Raw genomic sequence first — 16,247 nt, forward strand, 5'->3', positions numbered from 1 at the left:
AAGGCTTACTGTTATTCATGTTTAAATATATCAGATTGGAGACAGCACAACGATGGCGGACAAGAGAGATTATTATGAGGTGCTTGGTGTCCCTAGAGATGCCGATGAAGCAGCTCTCAAGAAGGCATACAGACAGCTCGCTAAGAAGTACCATCCTGACATAAATCCGGGGGATAAGGAAGCAGAGGCAAAGTTTAAAGAGGCATCAGAAGCATATGCAGTATTGAGCGACCCTGAGAAGAGAAGACAGTATGACCAGTTTGGTCATGCTGCATTCGATGGCGGTGCAGGTGGTGCCGGCGGCTTTGACTTTAACAACATGGGAGATATGGGAGATATCTTTGGAGACATCTTCGGAGACCTCTTTGGCGGCGGCTCACGCAGACGTGCAAGCAATGGCCCTATGCAGGGAGCTAATGTGCGTACAAGCGTCAGAATTACATTTGAGGAAGCATTCAGGGGCGTTGATAAGGAACTTGACCTCAATCTCAAGGAAGAGTGTGAGACCTGCCACGGAACAGGTGCAAAGCCGGGAACAGAAGCCACAACATGTCCTAAGTGTGGCGGTAAGGGTCAGGTAGTATATACACAGCAGTCATTGTTCGGCATGGTTCGTAATGTTACAACATGTCCTGACTGTAACGGAACAGGTAAGATAATAAAGGATAAGTGTCCTGACTGTTATGGTTCAGGCTATATAACAAAGCGTAAGAAGATTCAGGTATCAATACCTGCAGGTATTGATTCAGGCCAGAGTGTAAGAATAAGAGGCAAGGGTGAACCGGGAATCAATGGCGGACCTCGCGGAGATCTTCTTGTTGAAGTAATAGTTGCACAGCATCCTAAGTTCCAGCGTCAGGACATGAATGTATTCTCAACAGAGAGTATAAGCTTCCCTACGGCTGTTCTTGGCGGTGAAGTAAGAATACCTACTGTTGCAGGCGATGTAATGGTTGATGTTAAGCCGGGAACGCAGTCAGGAACCAAGATTCGTCTCAAAGGCAAGGGTATGCCGTCACTGCGCAGCCAGAGCCTGATGGGCGACCATTATGTAACGCTTGTTGTTGATGTACCTACTAAGCTTAATGAGGAACAGAAGGCTGCACTCTGCGCTTATGATCAGACTATGACAGGTAAGGAGCGTCCTAAGGATAAGAAACACAAGGGATTTTTTAAGTAAGCGATTTTAAGTAAGTTTTTTTGAATATTGTAAAATTGCCGTAATAAGGTTATACTATCCATATTGGCATTATTTGTGAATGCCGAAATGTGGAAAGGAACTTTATTATGGCATTTTTATTTAATAATATTAATAGTGAGCTTATGAGCAGATACGAGTTTGTACGCAGTGAACGTCTTGATGACCTCAATTCAGACGGAGTGTTATTGAGACATAAGAAGAGCGGTGCAAGGCTCGTACTTTTATCTAATGACGATGAAAACAAAGTATTTTCAATCGGGTTCCGTACACCGCCTTATAATGATACGGGACTTCAGCATATTATTGAGCATACCGTACTTTGCGGTTCAAGAAAGTATCCGGTGAAGGATCCGTTTGTTGAGTTATGCAAAGGCTCACTCAATACATTTCTTAATGCAATGACATATCCGGATAAGACAGTATATCCGGTTGCAAGCTGCAATATGGCTGATTTTAAGAATATCATGGATGTGTATATGGATGCTGTGTTCTATCCGAATATCTATAAGCGTGAAGAGATATTCATGCAGGAGGGCTGGCATTACGAGCTTGACAATGCGGAGGATGAGCTTAAGTATAATGGTGTTGTATACAACGAGATGAAGGGAGCATATTCATCACCGGATGAACTTCTCTCAAGATACACGTTCCAGTCGCTGTTTCCTGACACAACATACAGCTGCGAGTCAGGCGGAGACCCTGAGAAGATACCTGAGCTGACAAGAGAGGAATACCTTGAGTATCACAGGAACTTCTATCATCCTGCCAACAGCTATATATATCTGTATGGCGATATGGATATGGAAGAGAGACTCAGATATCTTGATGAGCAGTACCTTTCAGCATTTGACAAGGCAGATGTTCCGGGAATAGAAGATGAATCTGCCATAGGAATACAGAAGACATTCGAAAGACCCGCTTATGTTGAGCATGATTATGCTGTCACAGAGGACGAGCCGCTTGAAGATAATGCGTATCTTTCATATAACACAGTAGTCGGGACTTCACTTGATGCCAAGCTTTATCTCGCAATGCAGGTGCTTGATTATGCTCTTGTAATGGCACCTGGAGCCGGATTAAAGCAGGCGCTTCTCGATAATGGTATAGGAACTGATGTATACAGTTCTTATGAGAACTCAATCCTCCAGCCAGTATATTCGGTTATTGCAAGAGGAGCTTCGGCTGAACAGAAGGAAGAATTTGTAAGAATTATAAAGGATGTTCTTAAGCACATGGCAGAAGAAGGAATAGACAGGGATACTCTTCTTGCCGGAATTAATGTATACGAATTCAGATACCGTGAGGCTGATTTCGGACAGTTCCCTAAGGGACTTATGTACGGATTGCAGCTTATGGATAGCTGGCTTTATGATGATAATGAGCCATTTATGCATATTAATGCAGGAACAACCTTTGACGAGCTTAAGCGTGAAGTTAATTCGGGAAGCGGATATTTTGAGAATATCATCAGGGAATATCTGCTTGATAATAACCATGCATCGCTGCTTGTGCTTAATCCTAAGGCTAATCTTACACAGAGTCGGGAGAAGCAGGTCAGTGACAGGCTTGCTGCATATAAGGCATCACTTACGGATGAACAGATTGAGGACATTGTTAATAGTACGGCTGCACTTAAGAAATATCAGGAAGAGCCAAGCTCACAGGAAGAACTTAAGACGATACCTATGCTTTCAATATCAGATATTAAGAAGGAAGCAGCACCGCTGCATATTGATGAGAATGAGAGCAATGGTGTAAAGGTAATAAGGCACAATATATTTACCAACAGAATTTCATATATACTTCTGTCATTTGACTGCCGTAATGTCCGTCAGGAAGACATTCCTTATATAGGAATACTCTCAGGAGTGCTTGGTCTCATGGATACAGAGAATTACGGCTATGCAGACCTGAGTACGCAGATTAACCTTAAGACGGGCGGCATATATACAAGTGCGGCAGTATATTCGGATAAGAAGGATTTTGACATTGTCAATGTACGCTTTGAGACGAAGGCAAAAGTCCTCTATGAGAATGCAGCAGATGCATTCTCGCTTGTTAATGAAATGCTGTTCACGACAAAGTTTGGTGATTATAAGCGCCTTAAAGAGATTCTTGATATGGGCAAATCACGCATGGAATCAATGATGGCGGGAGCAGGACACAGTATCGCCATGCTGTGTGCGTCAAAGCAGTTTTCCAAAGCGGCATGGTATTCTGACAGTCTCCGCGGCTACAGCTATTATACAGAAGTGTGCAGAATACTTAAGAATTTTGACGAAGAGAAGGAAAAGGTTGCAGAAAAGCTTGAACAGCTTGTCAGGAAGATATTTATAAAAGAGAATCTGATTGTAAGCTTTACCGCTGATGATAAGGGATATGGAATGGCTCATGAGCCGCTTGACGCATTTACGAAGGGACTTTCGGATGTTCCATCAGTGCCTGAGGCAAGGGATTATAAGCCTGAGAAGGAAAGCCTTGGACTTACAAGCTCATCACAGGTGCAGTACGTTGCAAGATGCGGTAACTTCAGGACAGGCGGGTTTGATTACACAGGAGCACTCAGGGTTCTTAAGGTTATATTCTCATATGACTATTTGTGGACAAATGTGCGTGTTAAGGGTGGAGCATACGGCTGCATGAGTGGTTTTGGATTTGGAGGTGACAGTTATCTGCTGTCATACCGTGATCCTAATCTGGAAAAGACTAATGAGATATATGAGAAGGCTCCGGAGTTTGTAAGGAACTTTACGGTGAGTGAGCGTGATATGACTAAGTTTATAATAGGAACAATCGGTGAGATAGATACACCGATGACACCTGTAACTGTCGGAGCACGTTCATTCGGTGCATACCTTACGCATATGACGGTTGAGGATTACCAGAAGGAGAGAGATGAGATTATAAATGCAGATGAGCAGAGTATAAGAGCGCTTGCGGACCTTCTCCAGTGTGTTCTCGATCAGAACTATTTCTGTGTTGTAGGTAATGCAGGAAAGATACAGAATGCTTCAGCAATGTTTGACAGGATTGAAGCACTTACAAAATAACGAATCAGGGAAATTAACATGCGACAGGATTTAAAAGGTTTTTACCGTGCGGTCGCGACACTTGTGATTCCGCTTGCATTGCAGAATCTTATCAATGTCGGAGTGTCGGCGGCTGACGTATTCATGCTTGGCATGGTTGGAGAGAAGGCGCTTGCCGCCAGCTCTCTTGCCGGTCAGGTACAGTATATAATGACACTGATATTCTTCGGATTATCTTCAGGTGCATCGGTTCTTATAGCCCAGTACTGGGGCAAAGGTAATCTTGATGCCATTAAGAAGGTACTCGGAATATCGGTTAAGATAGGTCTTGTGGTATCAGTGCTTTTTACGGTAGTTACATATGCGTTTCCATGGCAGCTTATGCACCTGCTCACCAATGATGAGGAGGTCATGGCACTTGGAGTTAAGTATATGAGGATTGTGTGCTGGTCATATGTGATATCATCAATGACCATGGTATATCTCAATACTATGAGAAGTATTGAGCGGGTAGTGATATCAATGGGGACATATCTTGTATCACTCATAGTGAATATCGTATTTAATGCGATATTTATATTCGGACTGTGCGGACTGCCGGCGATGGGAATAGTCGGAGCTGCATGTGCAACATTACTTGCAAGAGTTGTTGAATTCGTAATAGTGGTAGTGTATGACAGAAAGTTCAACCCGGTATTCAGATTCAGTTTTTCTTTCTTTAAGAAGGATGAACTTCTCTTTAAGGACTATGTTAAGTTCTCTGTGCCGGTAGTATGTAATGAGCTTATGTGGGGTTCCGGGTGTGCAGTGATAACTGCAATAATCGGACATCTCGGGAGCAGTATGACGGCAGCCAATTCCGCTGCGCAGGTTGCAAGACAGCTTGCGGTAGTGCTCGCACTTGGAATTGCCAATGCAACGGCAATTATGATTGGAAAAGTAATAGGCGAAGGAAAGATGGAGCTTGCAAGAGAATACGGAACGAGATTTGTACGTCTTAGCCTTATTGTGGGAGCAATAGGTTCAATGGTTATTCTTATTGTAAGGCCGGTGCTTCTGGCAGTTATGTCACTTACACCTGAGGCATCAGAGTATCTGTCACTTATGATGTTTGTAATGACATATTTTGTGTTTTTCCAGTCATACAATACGGTGCTTGTTGTCGGTATATTCAGAGCAGGCGGTGACACAAAGTTTGGACTGCTTATAGATGTCGGTTTCATGTGGGGCTTTTCTATAACAGCAGGTGCCATTGCGGCATTTGTGCTGAAGGTGCCACCGATGCTCGTATATATACTTCTCTTAAGTGATGAAGTACTCAAGGTGCCATTCTCAACTTTAAGATATAAGCAGAGAAGATGGCTTAATAACGTAACAAGATAGATTAATAATTATAATATCTAATACAGAATCTGGCCGTTAATTGAGATTACCATGACACGCAGCGCTATATCCTTACCGCTTGCCTCGATTGCTCGTTTAACGGCATATTCTATGCCTCCGCAGCATGGAACTTCCATACGCGCAACAGTTATGCTGTTAATCTCATTGGATGAAAATATGGCAGCGAGCTTCTCACTGTAATCAACCATGTCGAGCTTAGGACAGCCGATAAGTGTTATGCGGTTTGCCATGAATGAATTGTGGAAGTTGGCATGTGCATAAGCAGTACAGTCAGCGGCGATTAACAGGTCAGCGTTGCTGAAGTAAGGCGCACTGATTGGAGCAAGCTTAATCTGGACAGGCCAGTTGCCAATCTTGGAACCGCCGCTGTGGCCGCCGGCAGCTTCGACAGCCTTGGCATCATAGCATGCAGCTTCTCTTTCAGTAAATGATATTGCATCGGCAGGACATGCAGGGAGGCAGTCTCCAAGACCGTCACAGTAGTCATCGCGCAGGAGCTTTGCTTTGCCGTTCACCATTCCTATTGCGCCTTCATGGCATGCATTGGCACATGCACCGCAGCCTGTGCACTTTTCTTCATCAATAGTTATAATCTTTCTTATCATAAAATTCTCCTTATTTCAATAATTTTTATCAACAGCATTGAGTATAATAGATTAATAATATAAAATATGTTGTTGCAACAACATAATAAGACTGTTTGCTGGAGGAAGGATAAATTTATGAGCATTAAGAAATTCAGCATTAAGAATTATGATATGAAGAAATATTACGGGCTTCTTGAAAAGACGGTACTTTTTCAAGGCTGTGACGATGAATCAATAGAGAATATGCTGGACTGCCTGAGTGCAGAGATACGCACGTATGATAAAGATGAAGTTGTATTCCATACGGGTGATGTAAATGTTCCGCTTGGTGTTGTTCTCTCCGGCAAAGTCCACATAGGGCAGAGCGATGTGTTCGGTAATTATAATATAATGTCAGATGCAAAGCCGGGAGAGTTTTTTGCAGAGAGCTTTGCGTGTGCAAGGAATATTCCCATGATACCTGAGGTCGTAGCGGATGAGAAGAGTGAGATATTATTCTTAGGAATCGAAAAGGTTCTTTCAACATGCCATGGTGCATGTCAGTTTCATACGAAGCTTGTGAGCAATCTGGTGACGGCGATTGCATCCAAGAATATAAGACTTATGCAGAAGATAACGGACACGGCTCCCAAATCAATCAGGGAGCGTGTCCTGTCATATCTGTCATATCAGTCAGAAATTAACGAATCTGATGAATTCGATATTGCATATAACCGGCAGCAGATGGCGGACTATCTTGGCGTAGACAGAAGCGCTCTGTCTGCTGAACTCGGCAGGATGAGGGATGATGGAATAATTGCTTTCAGGAAGAATCATTTTAGATTACTTACGTCCTGTTGAGCCGAATCCGCCTTCACCACGCTCAGTATCACCAAGTTCATCAGTCTCTTCAAATTGAGCTGTGAGGAACGGAGTGATTACGAGCTGTGCAATTCTTTCGCAGCTTTCAATAGTAACGGCCTCTGATGAGTGGTTATGAAGTGCTACCATAATCTCGCCACGGTAATCGGCATCGATAACACCAACCTTGTTGGCAGGAGCGATGCCTTTTTTGCATGCAAGACCGCTTCTTGCATATACGAGACCGGCAAAGCCTACCGGAATCTCTACCGAAAGACCTGTATGTATAAACTGTGTCTGGCCCGGCTCAATAGTTACGGACGAATCCATGCATGCGTACAGATCGGCACCTGCTGCAAATGGTGTTCCGTAAGTAGGTATAACTGCGTCCGGGTGTAATTTCTTTATTCTAACCTGCTGTGTCATAAATATAATCTCCGTTCTGCCGCATCAGACGGCTGTAAGTGTTCTTAAATTATTCTGGATTATTCTGATAGGTTATTGTTCAAGTGGCTCAAGAGTGTCCTTGGAAGGATCCCACAGAACAACACGGCCTTCTTTGAGTGAAGGCTGTACAAGGATTGTGCGCTGGTTAGAAGAGCCCTTGAAACGAAGCGTAAGATCCTTTAACTCTTCAACAAACTTTCCGTCTACAAGAACGTCAAGATATGAGAGGAGTTCCATAGTCTCCGGCCATTCTTTGCACATGTGTCCGAGAATGTCTTTCTCAAAATCATAACCGGTAAAGCACCAGATATCTTTGCCGGGATAAGTGCTGCGTACCTTACGTACAAGAGGAAGAAGCCCCTGCTGGTTGATATGCTCAAACGGTTCACCGCCAAGCAGCGTAAGACCTGATATATATGAAGGCTTCAGGTAATCAATAATCTTGTCAATAACTTCTTCAGTAAAAGGGCTGCCGTAGTTAAAATCCCAGGCAACCTCATTAAAACAATTCTTGCAGTGATGCGTGCATCCGCTTACAAAAACGGATACACGGACACCAAGACCATTGGCAACATCACAATATTTTATATCTGCGTAATTCATAATAATATAATACTCCAATCAGTTACTTTACAGATGCAGTACTCTTGAATTAATCTCTTTAGTCTTTCCGACATTCCAGAAGTTCTCACCAAGATAACCGCAGGTACGTCTTGTTACATTCATCTTGGAATGATCCTTGTTGTGGCACTGAGGACATTCCCACTCAAGGTCTTCATTAATAATAATCTCTCCGTCAAAGCCACATACATGACAATAATCGGACTTAGTGTTGAACTCGGCATACTGGATATTGTCATAGATGAACTTAACAAGCTCACGGAGTGCCGGAATATTATTCTTCATATTAGGAATCTCAACATATGAGATAGCACCGCCGCTTGATATGGTCTGGAACTGGCTCTCAAATGAGAACTTCTCAAATGCATCAATCTTCTCGCGCACATCAACATGATAGGAGTTGGTATAATAGCCCTTGTCAGTTACATCCTTAATAACGCCGAAGCGCTTGCGGTCAATCTCGGCAAAACGGTAGCAGAGACTCTCAGCAGGAGTGCCATAAAGACCGAAGCCAAGACCTGTTGTCTTTTTCCATGTCTCAGTGGCTTCTCTCATGCGGTTCATAACCTTAAGCGCAAATTCAGTACCCTTAGGATCAGTGTGGCTTACACCGGTCATGAGCCTGGTGAGCTCATACAGGCCTATATATCCGAGTGAGAGAGTGGAGTAGCCATTGTGAAGGAGCTTGTCAATCTTCTCACCTTTCTTAAGACGGGCAATTGCACCGTACTGCCAGTGAATAGGACTTACATCAGAAAGAGTTCCTTCAAGCGCACGGTGTCTGCACATAAGAGCTTCAAAGCAGAGTGCAAGACGTTCTTCCATAAGCTCCCAGAACTTCTCCTCATCACCTCTTGCAATCAGCCCCATCTGAGGAAGGTTAATCGACACAACGCCCTGATTAAAACGGCCTTCCCACTTGTAATTGCCATTCTCGTCCTTCCATGGGCTTAAGAAACTGCGGCAGCCCATGCAGCTGAATACGTTGCCTTCGTAGTTCTCGCGCATCTTCTTGGCAGAGATGTAATCAGGATACATTCTCTTTGCAGAACAACGTACGGCAAGCTCAGTAAGGTAATCATACCTGCCTCCGTTAAGACAGTTATGCTCATCAAGAACATATATAAGCTTTGGAAAGGCAGGTGTTATGTAGACACCATTCTCATTCTTAATACCTTCAAGACGCTGACGGAGTATCTCTTCGATAATCATTGCATTCTCTTCAATGTATGGGTCATCCTTATCCAGATTAAGGAAGAGAGTAACAAATGGAGACTGTCCGTTAGTTGTCATCAGTGTATTAATCTGATACTGGATTGTCTGTACGCCTGACTTAAGCTCATCGTAGAGCCTGTCAGCAATAAACTGCTGGATAATCTCAGGTGACATTATATCGGAATACTTTTCTTTGTAGTGCTTTTCATACTTAAGCCTGCTTTTACGCAGATACTTGCCAAGGTGGCGTATATCAACAGACTGTCCGCCATACTGGCTTGAAGCAACAGCGGCAATAATCTGTGTGACAACAGTACAGGCTACCTGAAAACTCTTAGGAGTCTCAATAAGCTTGCCGTTCATAACTGTTCCGTTGTCAAGCATATCACCGATATTGACAAGGCAGCAGTTGAATATAGACTGTACGAAATAGTCCGAATCATGAAAATGTAATACGCCTTCGTCATGTGCTTTTGATATATTCTCAGGGAGAAGAATACGTCTTGTAAGGTCTCTTGAGACCTCTCCGGCAATAAGGTCACGCTGTGTAGAAGCAATAGTGGCGTTCTTGTTGGAATTCTCCTCCATTACATCTTTGTTGCTGTTCTGGATAAGGCTCATGATAGATTCATCAGTTGTGTTAGCCTTACGGACAAGAGCACGTGTATAACGGTAGATGATATATGTCTTGGCAAGAATGAACTTGCGCTCAGCCATGAGCTTCTGCTCAATAATATCCTGAATATCTTCAACTTTAAGTGCGTCTACGTTGCGGTTCTCGATTGATGCAACGATATTTTCAATCTGACCCTCAGTAATCTTTTCTTTTTCGTCAACTTCATCGTTAGCTCTCTGGATTGCAACGATAATCTTATTGCGGTCGTATTCGACCTGCCGTCCATTCCTCTTGATAACCTTCATTGGACTGATTCTCCCTCTTACTTTACATTATTATATGATGTATCCGGCTGCCACCGGTGTGACAGCCGAGTTATATTATAGCACCAGAAACCTTATGTGTCTACCAAATATAGAAAGAATATTGTATACAAAAACAATATATTGTGCTTTGGCTTAAATACGTTCAAAGCAAGCAACCATGGGCGGTTGGAATGCTTTGATAAAAAAGTAACAATGAAAGTGTATATACATCGGAATTGCAGGAATATCTGACTGTGATTTGTAATGAGATAAAAAATCAGTAAAATACGCAAATTAAAAAAGTATATAGTAGAAAAATAACGAAAATGTGTTATTATAAATATACATTAAATGAATCAGGTCAGGAAGAGAGGTACGCAAGTATGGTCAAAGTATATTTCGACAAATTATATCGGTATCCGAGAAAGGCGGAACATGCATTTGTGGCAATCCCACTGAAAAAAGGTGAGCTTAAGGATATAGAAGGTGTATCAATTCTGCAGAACAAAGAGCCGGTTCCGATGCAGGGAAAGGTCACATCAAGATATGATGATGGTTCAGTCAGATATATGTTCTTAAGATTCATGGCAGATCTTCCTGCCAATAAGGGATGCGAATTAGAGTGTGAGTTCAATTCAGACAGATTCTCAGACTATAATGTTATGAATGTAAGCAGGACTGACAGCGGATTCATTGTAAATGCAGGTGAGTTATTATACGAGGTTAAGAATAACTCAGGTCATATTTTTGAAAATATTGAATGTGCAGGAATGAAGTATACTGCAAAGCAATTTGTCGGACCGGTGCTTAAGGACGGTAATGGGACAACATATGAAGCAAGAGTCGGAGAATGGAGAGTTGTGGAGCAGGGACCGCTTGTATCGATACTTGCAGCCAATGGAACTAATATAACGGATAACGATGATACACATGTCGACTTTGAACTCAGGATTACTGCATATGCAGGCAAACCATGGGTTGAAGTCTCTTACAGAATCATTAATACAACTTACGAACCATTAAGGCTTGCGTCGCTTGTTTTCTATATAAAAGCTGACGTATCAAAGCAGATGGATGCGTCACTTGAACAGATGAATTTTGATACCGATACAGATTCAACAGGCTGCGGAGACGGAGCGATAGACAATTCAGAGACAAAGGGACCGGTATATCACACAAGAGGCATACATGACCTTGCAATGCTTGAAGAGAGAACACCTGTAAGTAATATAAGGACATGTGCCGGAAGTTCTAATTATAAGACGGATTTTTATATTGGAACGGGAGGAGAACAGGTTAATAAGACAGTTACGGCACATTTCCTCCAGAAAGAGGCTAATGAGCATTTTGCAGAAGTAATATATGGAACATTCTTTGCAGACAGAACAGACAGTAATGGCGGTATATGTGCAACGATATTCCAGGCACAGCAGAATTATCCTAAGGCTGTCAAGGCTGACGCTAATGGAATAGCTGTAATGCTTGTGCCTGAGGAACTTGAAGATGTTGTCATGCAGTCCGGTATGGCAAGAGAGCAGAAGTTCCTGCTTCATCTGCATAGACCAGATGAGACACTTGCATCTTTGGACAACAGAAGCCTTATATACCAGATGCCTGACAGACCTCATATAGATCCTGAGGTATTCAAGAGAGCGCAGGTTTTCCCGGATATATTCTCAGATGTAGTTAATGAGAATTTTGAGATTGGAATGGCTGCGAGGGCAGATGCACATTCAAGATCATACGGAATGCTTAACTGGGGCGATTCACCTGATCCCGGCTATACGCAGCAGGGAAGAGGCAACGGAGAACAGGTATGGTCTAATAATGAATATGATTATCCGCATTCATGTGCGATGCAGTATGCCAGAACCGGTATAAGAAGATTCCTTGATTATAATTTTGTATCTGCAAGCCACTGGATGGATGTTGATGTATGCCACTACAGCAAAGATCCTCTGAGAATAGGTGGACAGTGGGAACACACGGCGGGACATGTCAGGAACGGAATTATGGTATGTTCACATGAATGGGTAGAAGGTCTCCTCGACTATTATCATTTTTCAGGTGATGAGAGAGGACTTGAGACAGCGATAGGAATTGGCAATAATGTCCTCAAGCTTCTTGATACGCCAATGTATGCTGTTCCGGGCGAAGCTAATGCACGAGAGACAGGATGGGCACTCAGGACACTCATGGCATTATATATAGAGACATCTGATGATAAATGGCTTGGCAAATGCCGCTGGATAGTTGACAGCTTCCATACATGGGAAGAGGAGTACGGCGGATGGCTTGCACCATATACTGATAATACTGCAATAAGAGTAGGATTTATGATTGGTGTCGCAGCAGGAAGCGTAATACGTTACTACAGAGTGTTCCCGGATGAGAAGGTAAAGCAGATGCTTATCGGGGCAATTGATGATGTGATAGAGAACTGTAAGCTTCCGAACGGACTCTTTGAGTACAAGGAACTTCCAAGCCTTGCACGTAATGGCAACAATCCACTGCTTCTTGAGCTGATGTCAATAGGATACGAGCTTACGGGCAATCTTGAATATCTTGCGCACGGAATGAGAACATTCAGATATATAATGCAGTCTAATGTTCCGGGAACCAATGGTAAGAAACAGGTAATAGGTGATGCAGTCATAGGATCGGGCGGAAGTCCTAAGTCATTCGGACAGAGCTTTATTCCTCTTACGACATATTATAATGCAACATCAAGACATTATCAGGAACTTGTGGATGCCGGATATGTGAAGATAAGAAGCGAATATGACAGATTTTTCATGTGATTCTGCGTTTTGTAGAGCATATTCTACGCTTTGTGGGTTGATTCTCCCTGATATAGTGTGTAGTATACAGTCATAAGATGCATGCAGCTTTAATCAAAATGACAATATCACAGTAACAGGGAGAATTAACAATGGATCAGGAAAAGATAGGAAGATTTATAGCAGAAACAAGAAATCAGGCAGGCATGACACAAAAAGAGCTTGCAGGTAAGATTGGTATAAGTGACAAAACCATATCTAAGTGGGAATGTGGCAAGAGCATGCCTGATATTACATATCTTGAGACATTGTGTGATTCTCTCGCAATAAGCATGAATGAACTGATATCCGGAGAGAGGCTTTCGGATACAGCTTATTCACCTAAAGCGGAGGAAAATATCATGAGTCTTATGAAAGAGAATCAGAAAGCTAAGAAGGGTGCAACTATTAATATAATAATCGGTGCGGTGCTTGCAATACTCGCATGTGTGCTTATGTTTGCAGTTAATCAGGATAGTGGGGGAACGGTTCTCTCGGTATTCACAGACGCTACATCAGTTATAATTCTGGCACTGATAAATGCAGCAGCAGTACTTCTGTCACGTGCAAAGACATTCCATGATGTGCTTGAAGTCCTTGCAAAAGTGTCAGTCCCGTCCGGTGCGCTCGTAACACTGTGCGCAATAGTTATAGTTATTGCACTTACAGGATGTGAAGACGCACAGGTTGTCGGAGTTAATATTGCCGTTGCACTTCTGGCACTTATATATTCGATTGTTGAATATCTGGTTGTTACAGTTATAAAGGGATGTCATACGGATAAAGAATGACATGCACATAAGGTTGACATTATGTTACAGGGCGTTTATATTAAAAAGCGGTCGCAAGGCGTATATTAATATAAGCGCCCCAATTTTATGTTTACGCGGGCATATAGCACATATGGCACGGAATACGATGCGCCAGACTTCAAAATGCGTAAATACCAGCATAAGGGAATGGAGACAATTATGAAAAAAACATTTAGAAAGTTATTATGCACAGCCATGGCTGCAATAATGTGTATGTCGGTCATGTCAGGATGCGGACAGAAAAACGCTCAGAGTAATGAGAACTCAGAGCAGCAGGGACAGCCGGATGCAGTACAGCAGACAGAAGCTTATACAAAGCAGGATATAACTGTTGCTGCACTTAAGGGACCTACAGCAATCGGAATGGCACAGATTATGAAGAATGCCAAAGAGGGAAAGGCAGAGAATAATTACACATTCAGAATAGCAGGGACGGCGGATGAGTTCACTGCAGACCTCATTAAAGGCGATGTGCAGATTGCAGCACTTCCTTGTAACGCCGCAGCAACTCTTGCCAATAAGACTAACGGCAAGATTCAGGTAATGGGTATAAATACCCTCGGTGTCCTCTATATTCTTGATACAGGCAACAGCGTCCAGAATATATGGGATCTTAAGGGCAGGAAGATATATGCAACCGGCAAGGGAACAACTCCTGAATATACATTGAGATATCTTCTTAAGTCAGCAGACATTGACCCTGACGTGGATGTAACTATTGAGTTCAAGTCAGAGCCTTCGGAGGTCGCAGCAATTATGGCATCAGGGGACAACGAGGTTATAGCGATGCTTCCACAGCCATACGTGACAACGGTTGTAACACAGAACACGAATACCAATGTAAGAATAGCCCTTGATGTAACAGAAGAGTGGGAGAAGCTTGCCGGTAAGGACAGTACGGTAGTCACGGGTGTTGTTGCCGTTAATGCTGAATTTGCAAAAAATAATCCGCAGGCAGTTGCAAAGTTCATGGAGGAATACAGGAAGTCAACTGATTATGTAAATTCCAATATTGACGGTGCCGCACAGATTATGGAAGATGAGGGGATCTTCAAGGCAGCAATAGCCAAAAAAGCAATACCTTACTGCAATATTACATTTATCACGGGCAAAGAGATGAAAACAAAGATAACAGGCTATCTCAGTGTGCTTAATTCACAGAATCCGGCATCAATAGGCGGGGCAATGCCTAATGATAATTTTTACTATATTACGGATTAGCATAATATTAATGCCGCTATGTAAAAAAATAGTTGATAAATTTGTATCTTTATATTAAAATATTAAAAGATGTGTACTTTTTGAAATTATTCAGAGAGAATATTCAAGAGACAATTCGCGCAATATGAATGGAGGAATTAGTTTTTATGGTAGTTGCAGGCGATTTTAAGAACGGCATTACAATTGAGTATGAGAACAATATCTGGCAGGTAATCGAATTCCAGCATGTTAAGCCTGGTAAGGGTTCACCTTTCGTAAGAACAAAGTTAAAGAACATCAAGAGTGGCGGTGTTATCGAGAAGTCATTCAGACCAACAGAGAAGTTCCCACAGGCTCATATCGAGAGAAAGGATTACCAGTACCTTTACGCTGATGGAGACCTTTACAACTTCATGGATGTTGAGACATATGATCAGATTGCTCTTTCTAAGGACAACGTAGGCGATTCACTTAAGTTCGTTAAAGAGAACGAGATGGTTAAGCTTGTATCACACGCAGGTGAAGTATTTGCAATCGAGCCACCTCTGTTCGTAGAGCTTGTTATAACAGAGTCAGAGCCGGGCGTTAAGGGTGATACAGCAACAGGTGCAACAAAGCCGGCTGTAGTTGAGACAGGTGCAACAGTTATGGTACCTCTCTTCGTTAACCAGGGCGATACAATCAAGATCGACACAAGAACTGGCGAGTACCTCTCAAGAGTTTAATTTTCAGACAGTTCTATAAGAGTTAAAATACAAGGCTGTACGCTGGAAGCCGCTTGAATGGCGGATGGAGCGTGCAGTCTTGTTTTTATGTGTGTTTGCAAAAAAAGTGGATTAATATGTGTGCGGTAACATACACATAACATACAAATCAATAGTACAATTTTTCAAGTTCGTCAACAGTGATATATTACATGGTATGTGGGAAAATCAAACAATCAGGGGAAAGAAGAACATAGAACTTGCAAAGTATCAAGGAATATGAGAGATTTAAGCCGGATTGTGCGATAGCCCAGATTTGACAGCGTCTTATTAATGGAAAAGATATCAAAAAACATGATAGAACATTTGCAAAGTACACGAATCAGCATCTGCGAAATATAATTATCCGAAAGAGGCAAGGAAATAATAATATCGTGAATTTGTATA

12 protein-coding genes are annotated in these 16,247 nt (G+C 42.5%); 8 read left to right on the forward strand and 4 right to left on the reverse strand.

Annotation, left to right across the window (positions count from 1 at the left end; all coding sequences use genetic code 11):
- The first annotated feature begins 52 nt into the window (after positions 1 to 52).
- The 3 genes from dnaJ to NQ488_05835 all read left to right on the forward strand — a co-directional run bounded on the left by dnaJ (position 53) and on the right by NQ488_05835 (position 5,613).
- Positions 53 to 1,180 carry a molecular chaperone DnaJ gene (gene dnaJ, locus NQ488_05825; protein UWN96815.1) on the forward strand — a complete coding sequence of 376 codons (1,128 nt, stop codon included), beginning with the start codon at positions 53 to 55 and terminating at the stop codon, positions 1,178 to 1,180.
- Positions 1,181 to 1,287: 107 nt separating this feature from the next.
- Positions 1,288 to 4,251: a peptidase M16 gene (locus tag NQ488_05830; protein ID UWN96816.1), complete on the forward strand. Its 2,964-nt coding sequence runs from the start codon at positions 1,288 to 1,290 to the stop codon at positions 4,249 to 4,251.
- Between the two features lie 18 nt (positions 4,252 to 4,269).
- Positions 4,270 to 5,613, forward strand: coding sequence for an MATE family efflux transporter (locus NQ488_05835; protein ID UWN96817.1), 1,344 nt, complete (start codon positions 4,270 to 4,272; stop codon positions 5,611 to 5,613).
- A 17-nt stretch (positions 5,614 to 5,630) separates the two neighbouring features.
- On the opposite strand, the gene NQ488_05840 is transcribed toward NQ488_05835, so the two are convergent.
- Entirely contained in the window at positions 5,631 to 6,239 is a 609-nt protein-coding gene (locus tag NQ488_05840; GenBank protein UWN96818.1) for a 4Fe-4S binding protein, read from the reverse strand.
- A gap of 117 nt (positions 6,240 to 6,356) precedes the next feature.
- On the opposite strand from NQ488_05840, the gene NQ488_05845 reads away from it, so the two are divergent.
- Positions 6,357 to 7,061 (forward strand): Crp/Fnr family transcriptional regulator, encoded by a 705-nt coding sequence (locus tag NQ488_05845; protein ID UWN96819.1) that lies wholly within the window; start codon positions 6,357 to 6,359, stop codon positions 7,059 to 7,061.
- Here NQ488_05845 and dut read toward each other — a convergent pair.
- From dut to nrdD, 3 genes are all read right to left on the reverse strand, one after another.
- A complete protein-coding gene (gene dut, locus NQ488_05850; GenBank protein UWN96820.1) occupies positions 7,044 to 7,487 on the reverse strand; it encodes a dUTP diphosphatase in 444 nt (147 codons plus the stop codon). The genes NQ488_05845 and dut overlap by 18 nt on opposite strands.
- Positions 7,488 to 7,559: 72 nt before the next feature.
- Positions 7,560 to 8,111, reverse strand: coding sequence for an anaerobic ribonucleoside-triphosphate reductase activating protein (gene nrdG / locus NQ488_05855; protein ID UWN96821.1), 552 nt, complete (start codon positions 8,109 to 8,111; stop codon positions 7,560 to 7,562).
- A gap of 27 nt (positions 8,112 to 8,138) precedes the next feature.
- The gene (gene nrdD, locus NQ488_05860; protein UWN96822.1) at positions 8,139 to 10,265 is read right to left on the reverse strand and encodes an anaerobic ribonucleoside-triphosphate reductase; all 2,127 of its coding nucleotides are present in this window, start codon (positions 10,263 to 10,265) and stop codon (positions 8,139 to 8,141) included.
- 383 nt (positions 10,266 to 10,648) lie between these two features.
- On the opposite strand from nrdD, the gene NQ488_05865 reads away from it, so the two are divergent.
- The 4 genes from NQ488_05865 to efp all read left to right on the forward strand — a co-directional run bounded on the left by NQ488_05865 (position 10,649) and on the right by efp (position 15,821).
- Positions 10,649 to 13,066 carry a hypothetical protein gene (locus NQ488_05865; GenBank protein ID UWN96823.1) on the forward strand — a complete coding sequence of 806 codons (2,418 nt, stop codon included), beginning with the start codon at positions 10,649 to 10,651 and terminating at the stop codon, positions 13,064 to 13,066.
- A gap of 131 nt (positions 13,067 to 13,197) precedes the next feature.
- Positions 13,198 to 13,875, forward strand: a complete 678-nt coding sequence (locus NQ488_05870; GenBank protein ID UWN96824.1) for a helix-turn-helix domain-containing protein — start codon at positions 13,198 to 13,200, stop codon at positions 13,873 to 13,875.
- A gap of 180 nt (positions 13,876 to 14,055) precedes the next feature.
- Positions 14,056 to 15,117, forward strand: coding sequence for an ABC transporter substrate-binding protein (locus NQ488_05875; GenBank protein ID UWN96825.1), 1,062 nt, complete (start codon positions 14,056 to 14,058; stop codon positions 15,115 to 15,117).
- A gap of 146 nt (positions 15,118 to 15,263) precedes the next feature.
- Entirely contained in the window at positions 15,264 to 15,821 is a 558-nt protein-coding gene (gene efp / locus NQ488_05880; GenBank protein ID UWN96826.1) for an elongation factor P, read from the forward strand.
- Positions 15,822 to 16,247: the final 426 nt, after the last annotated feature.

This window comes from [Bacteroides] pectinophilus (assembly GCA_025146925.1).
In the GTDB taxonomy this organism is placed as follows: Bacteria; Bacillota; Clostridia; order Lachnospirales; family Lachnospiraceae; genus Bacteroides_F; species Bacteroides_F pectinophilus.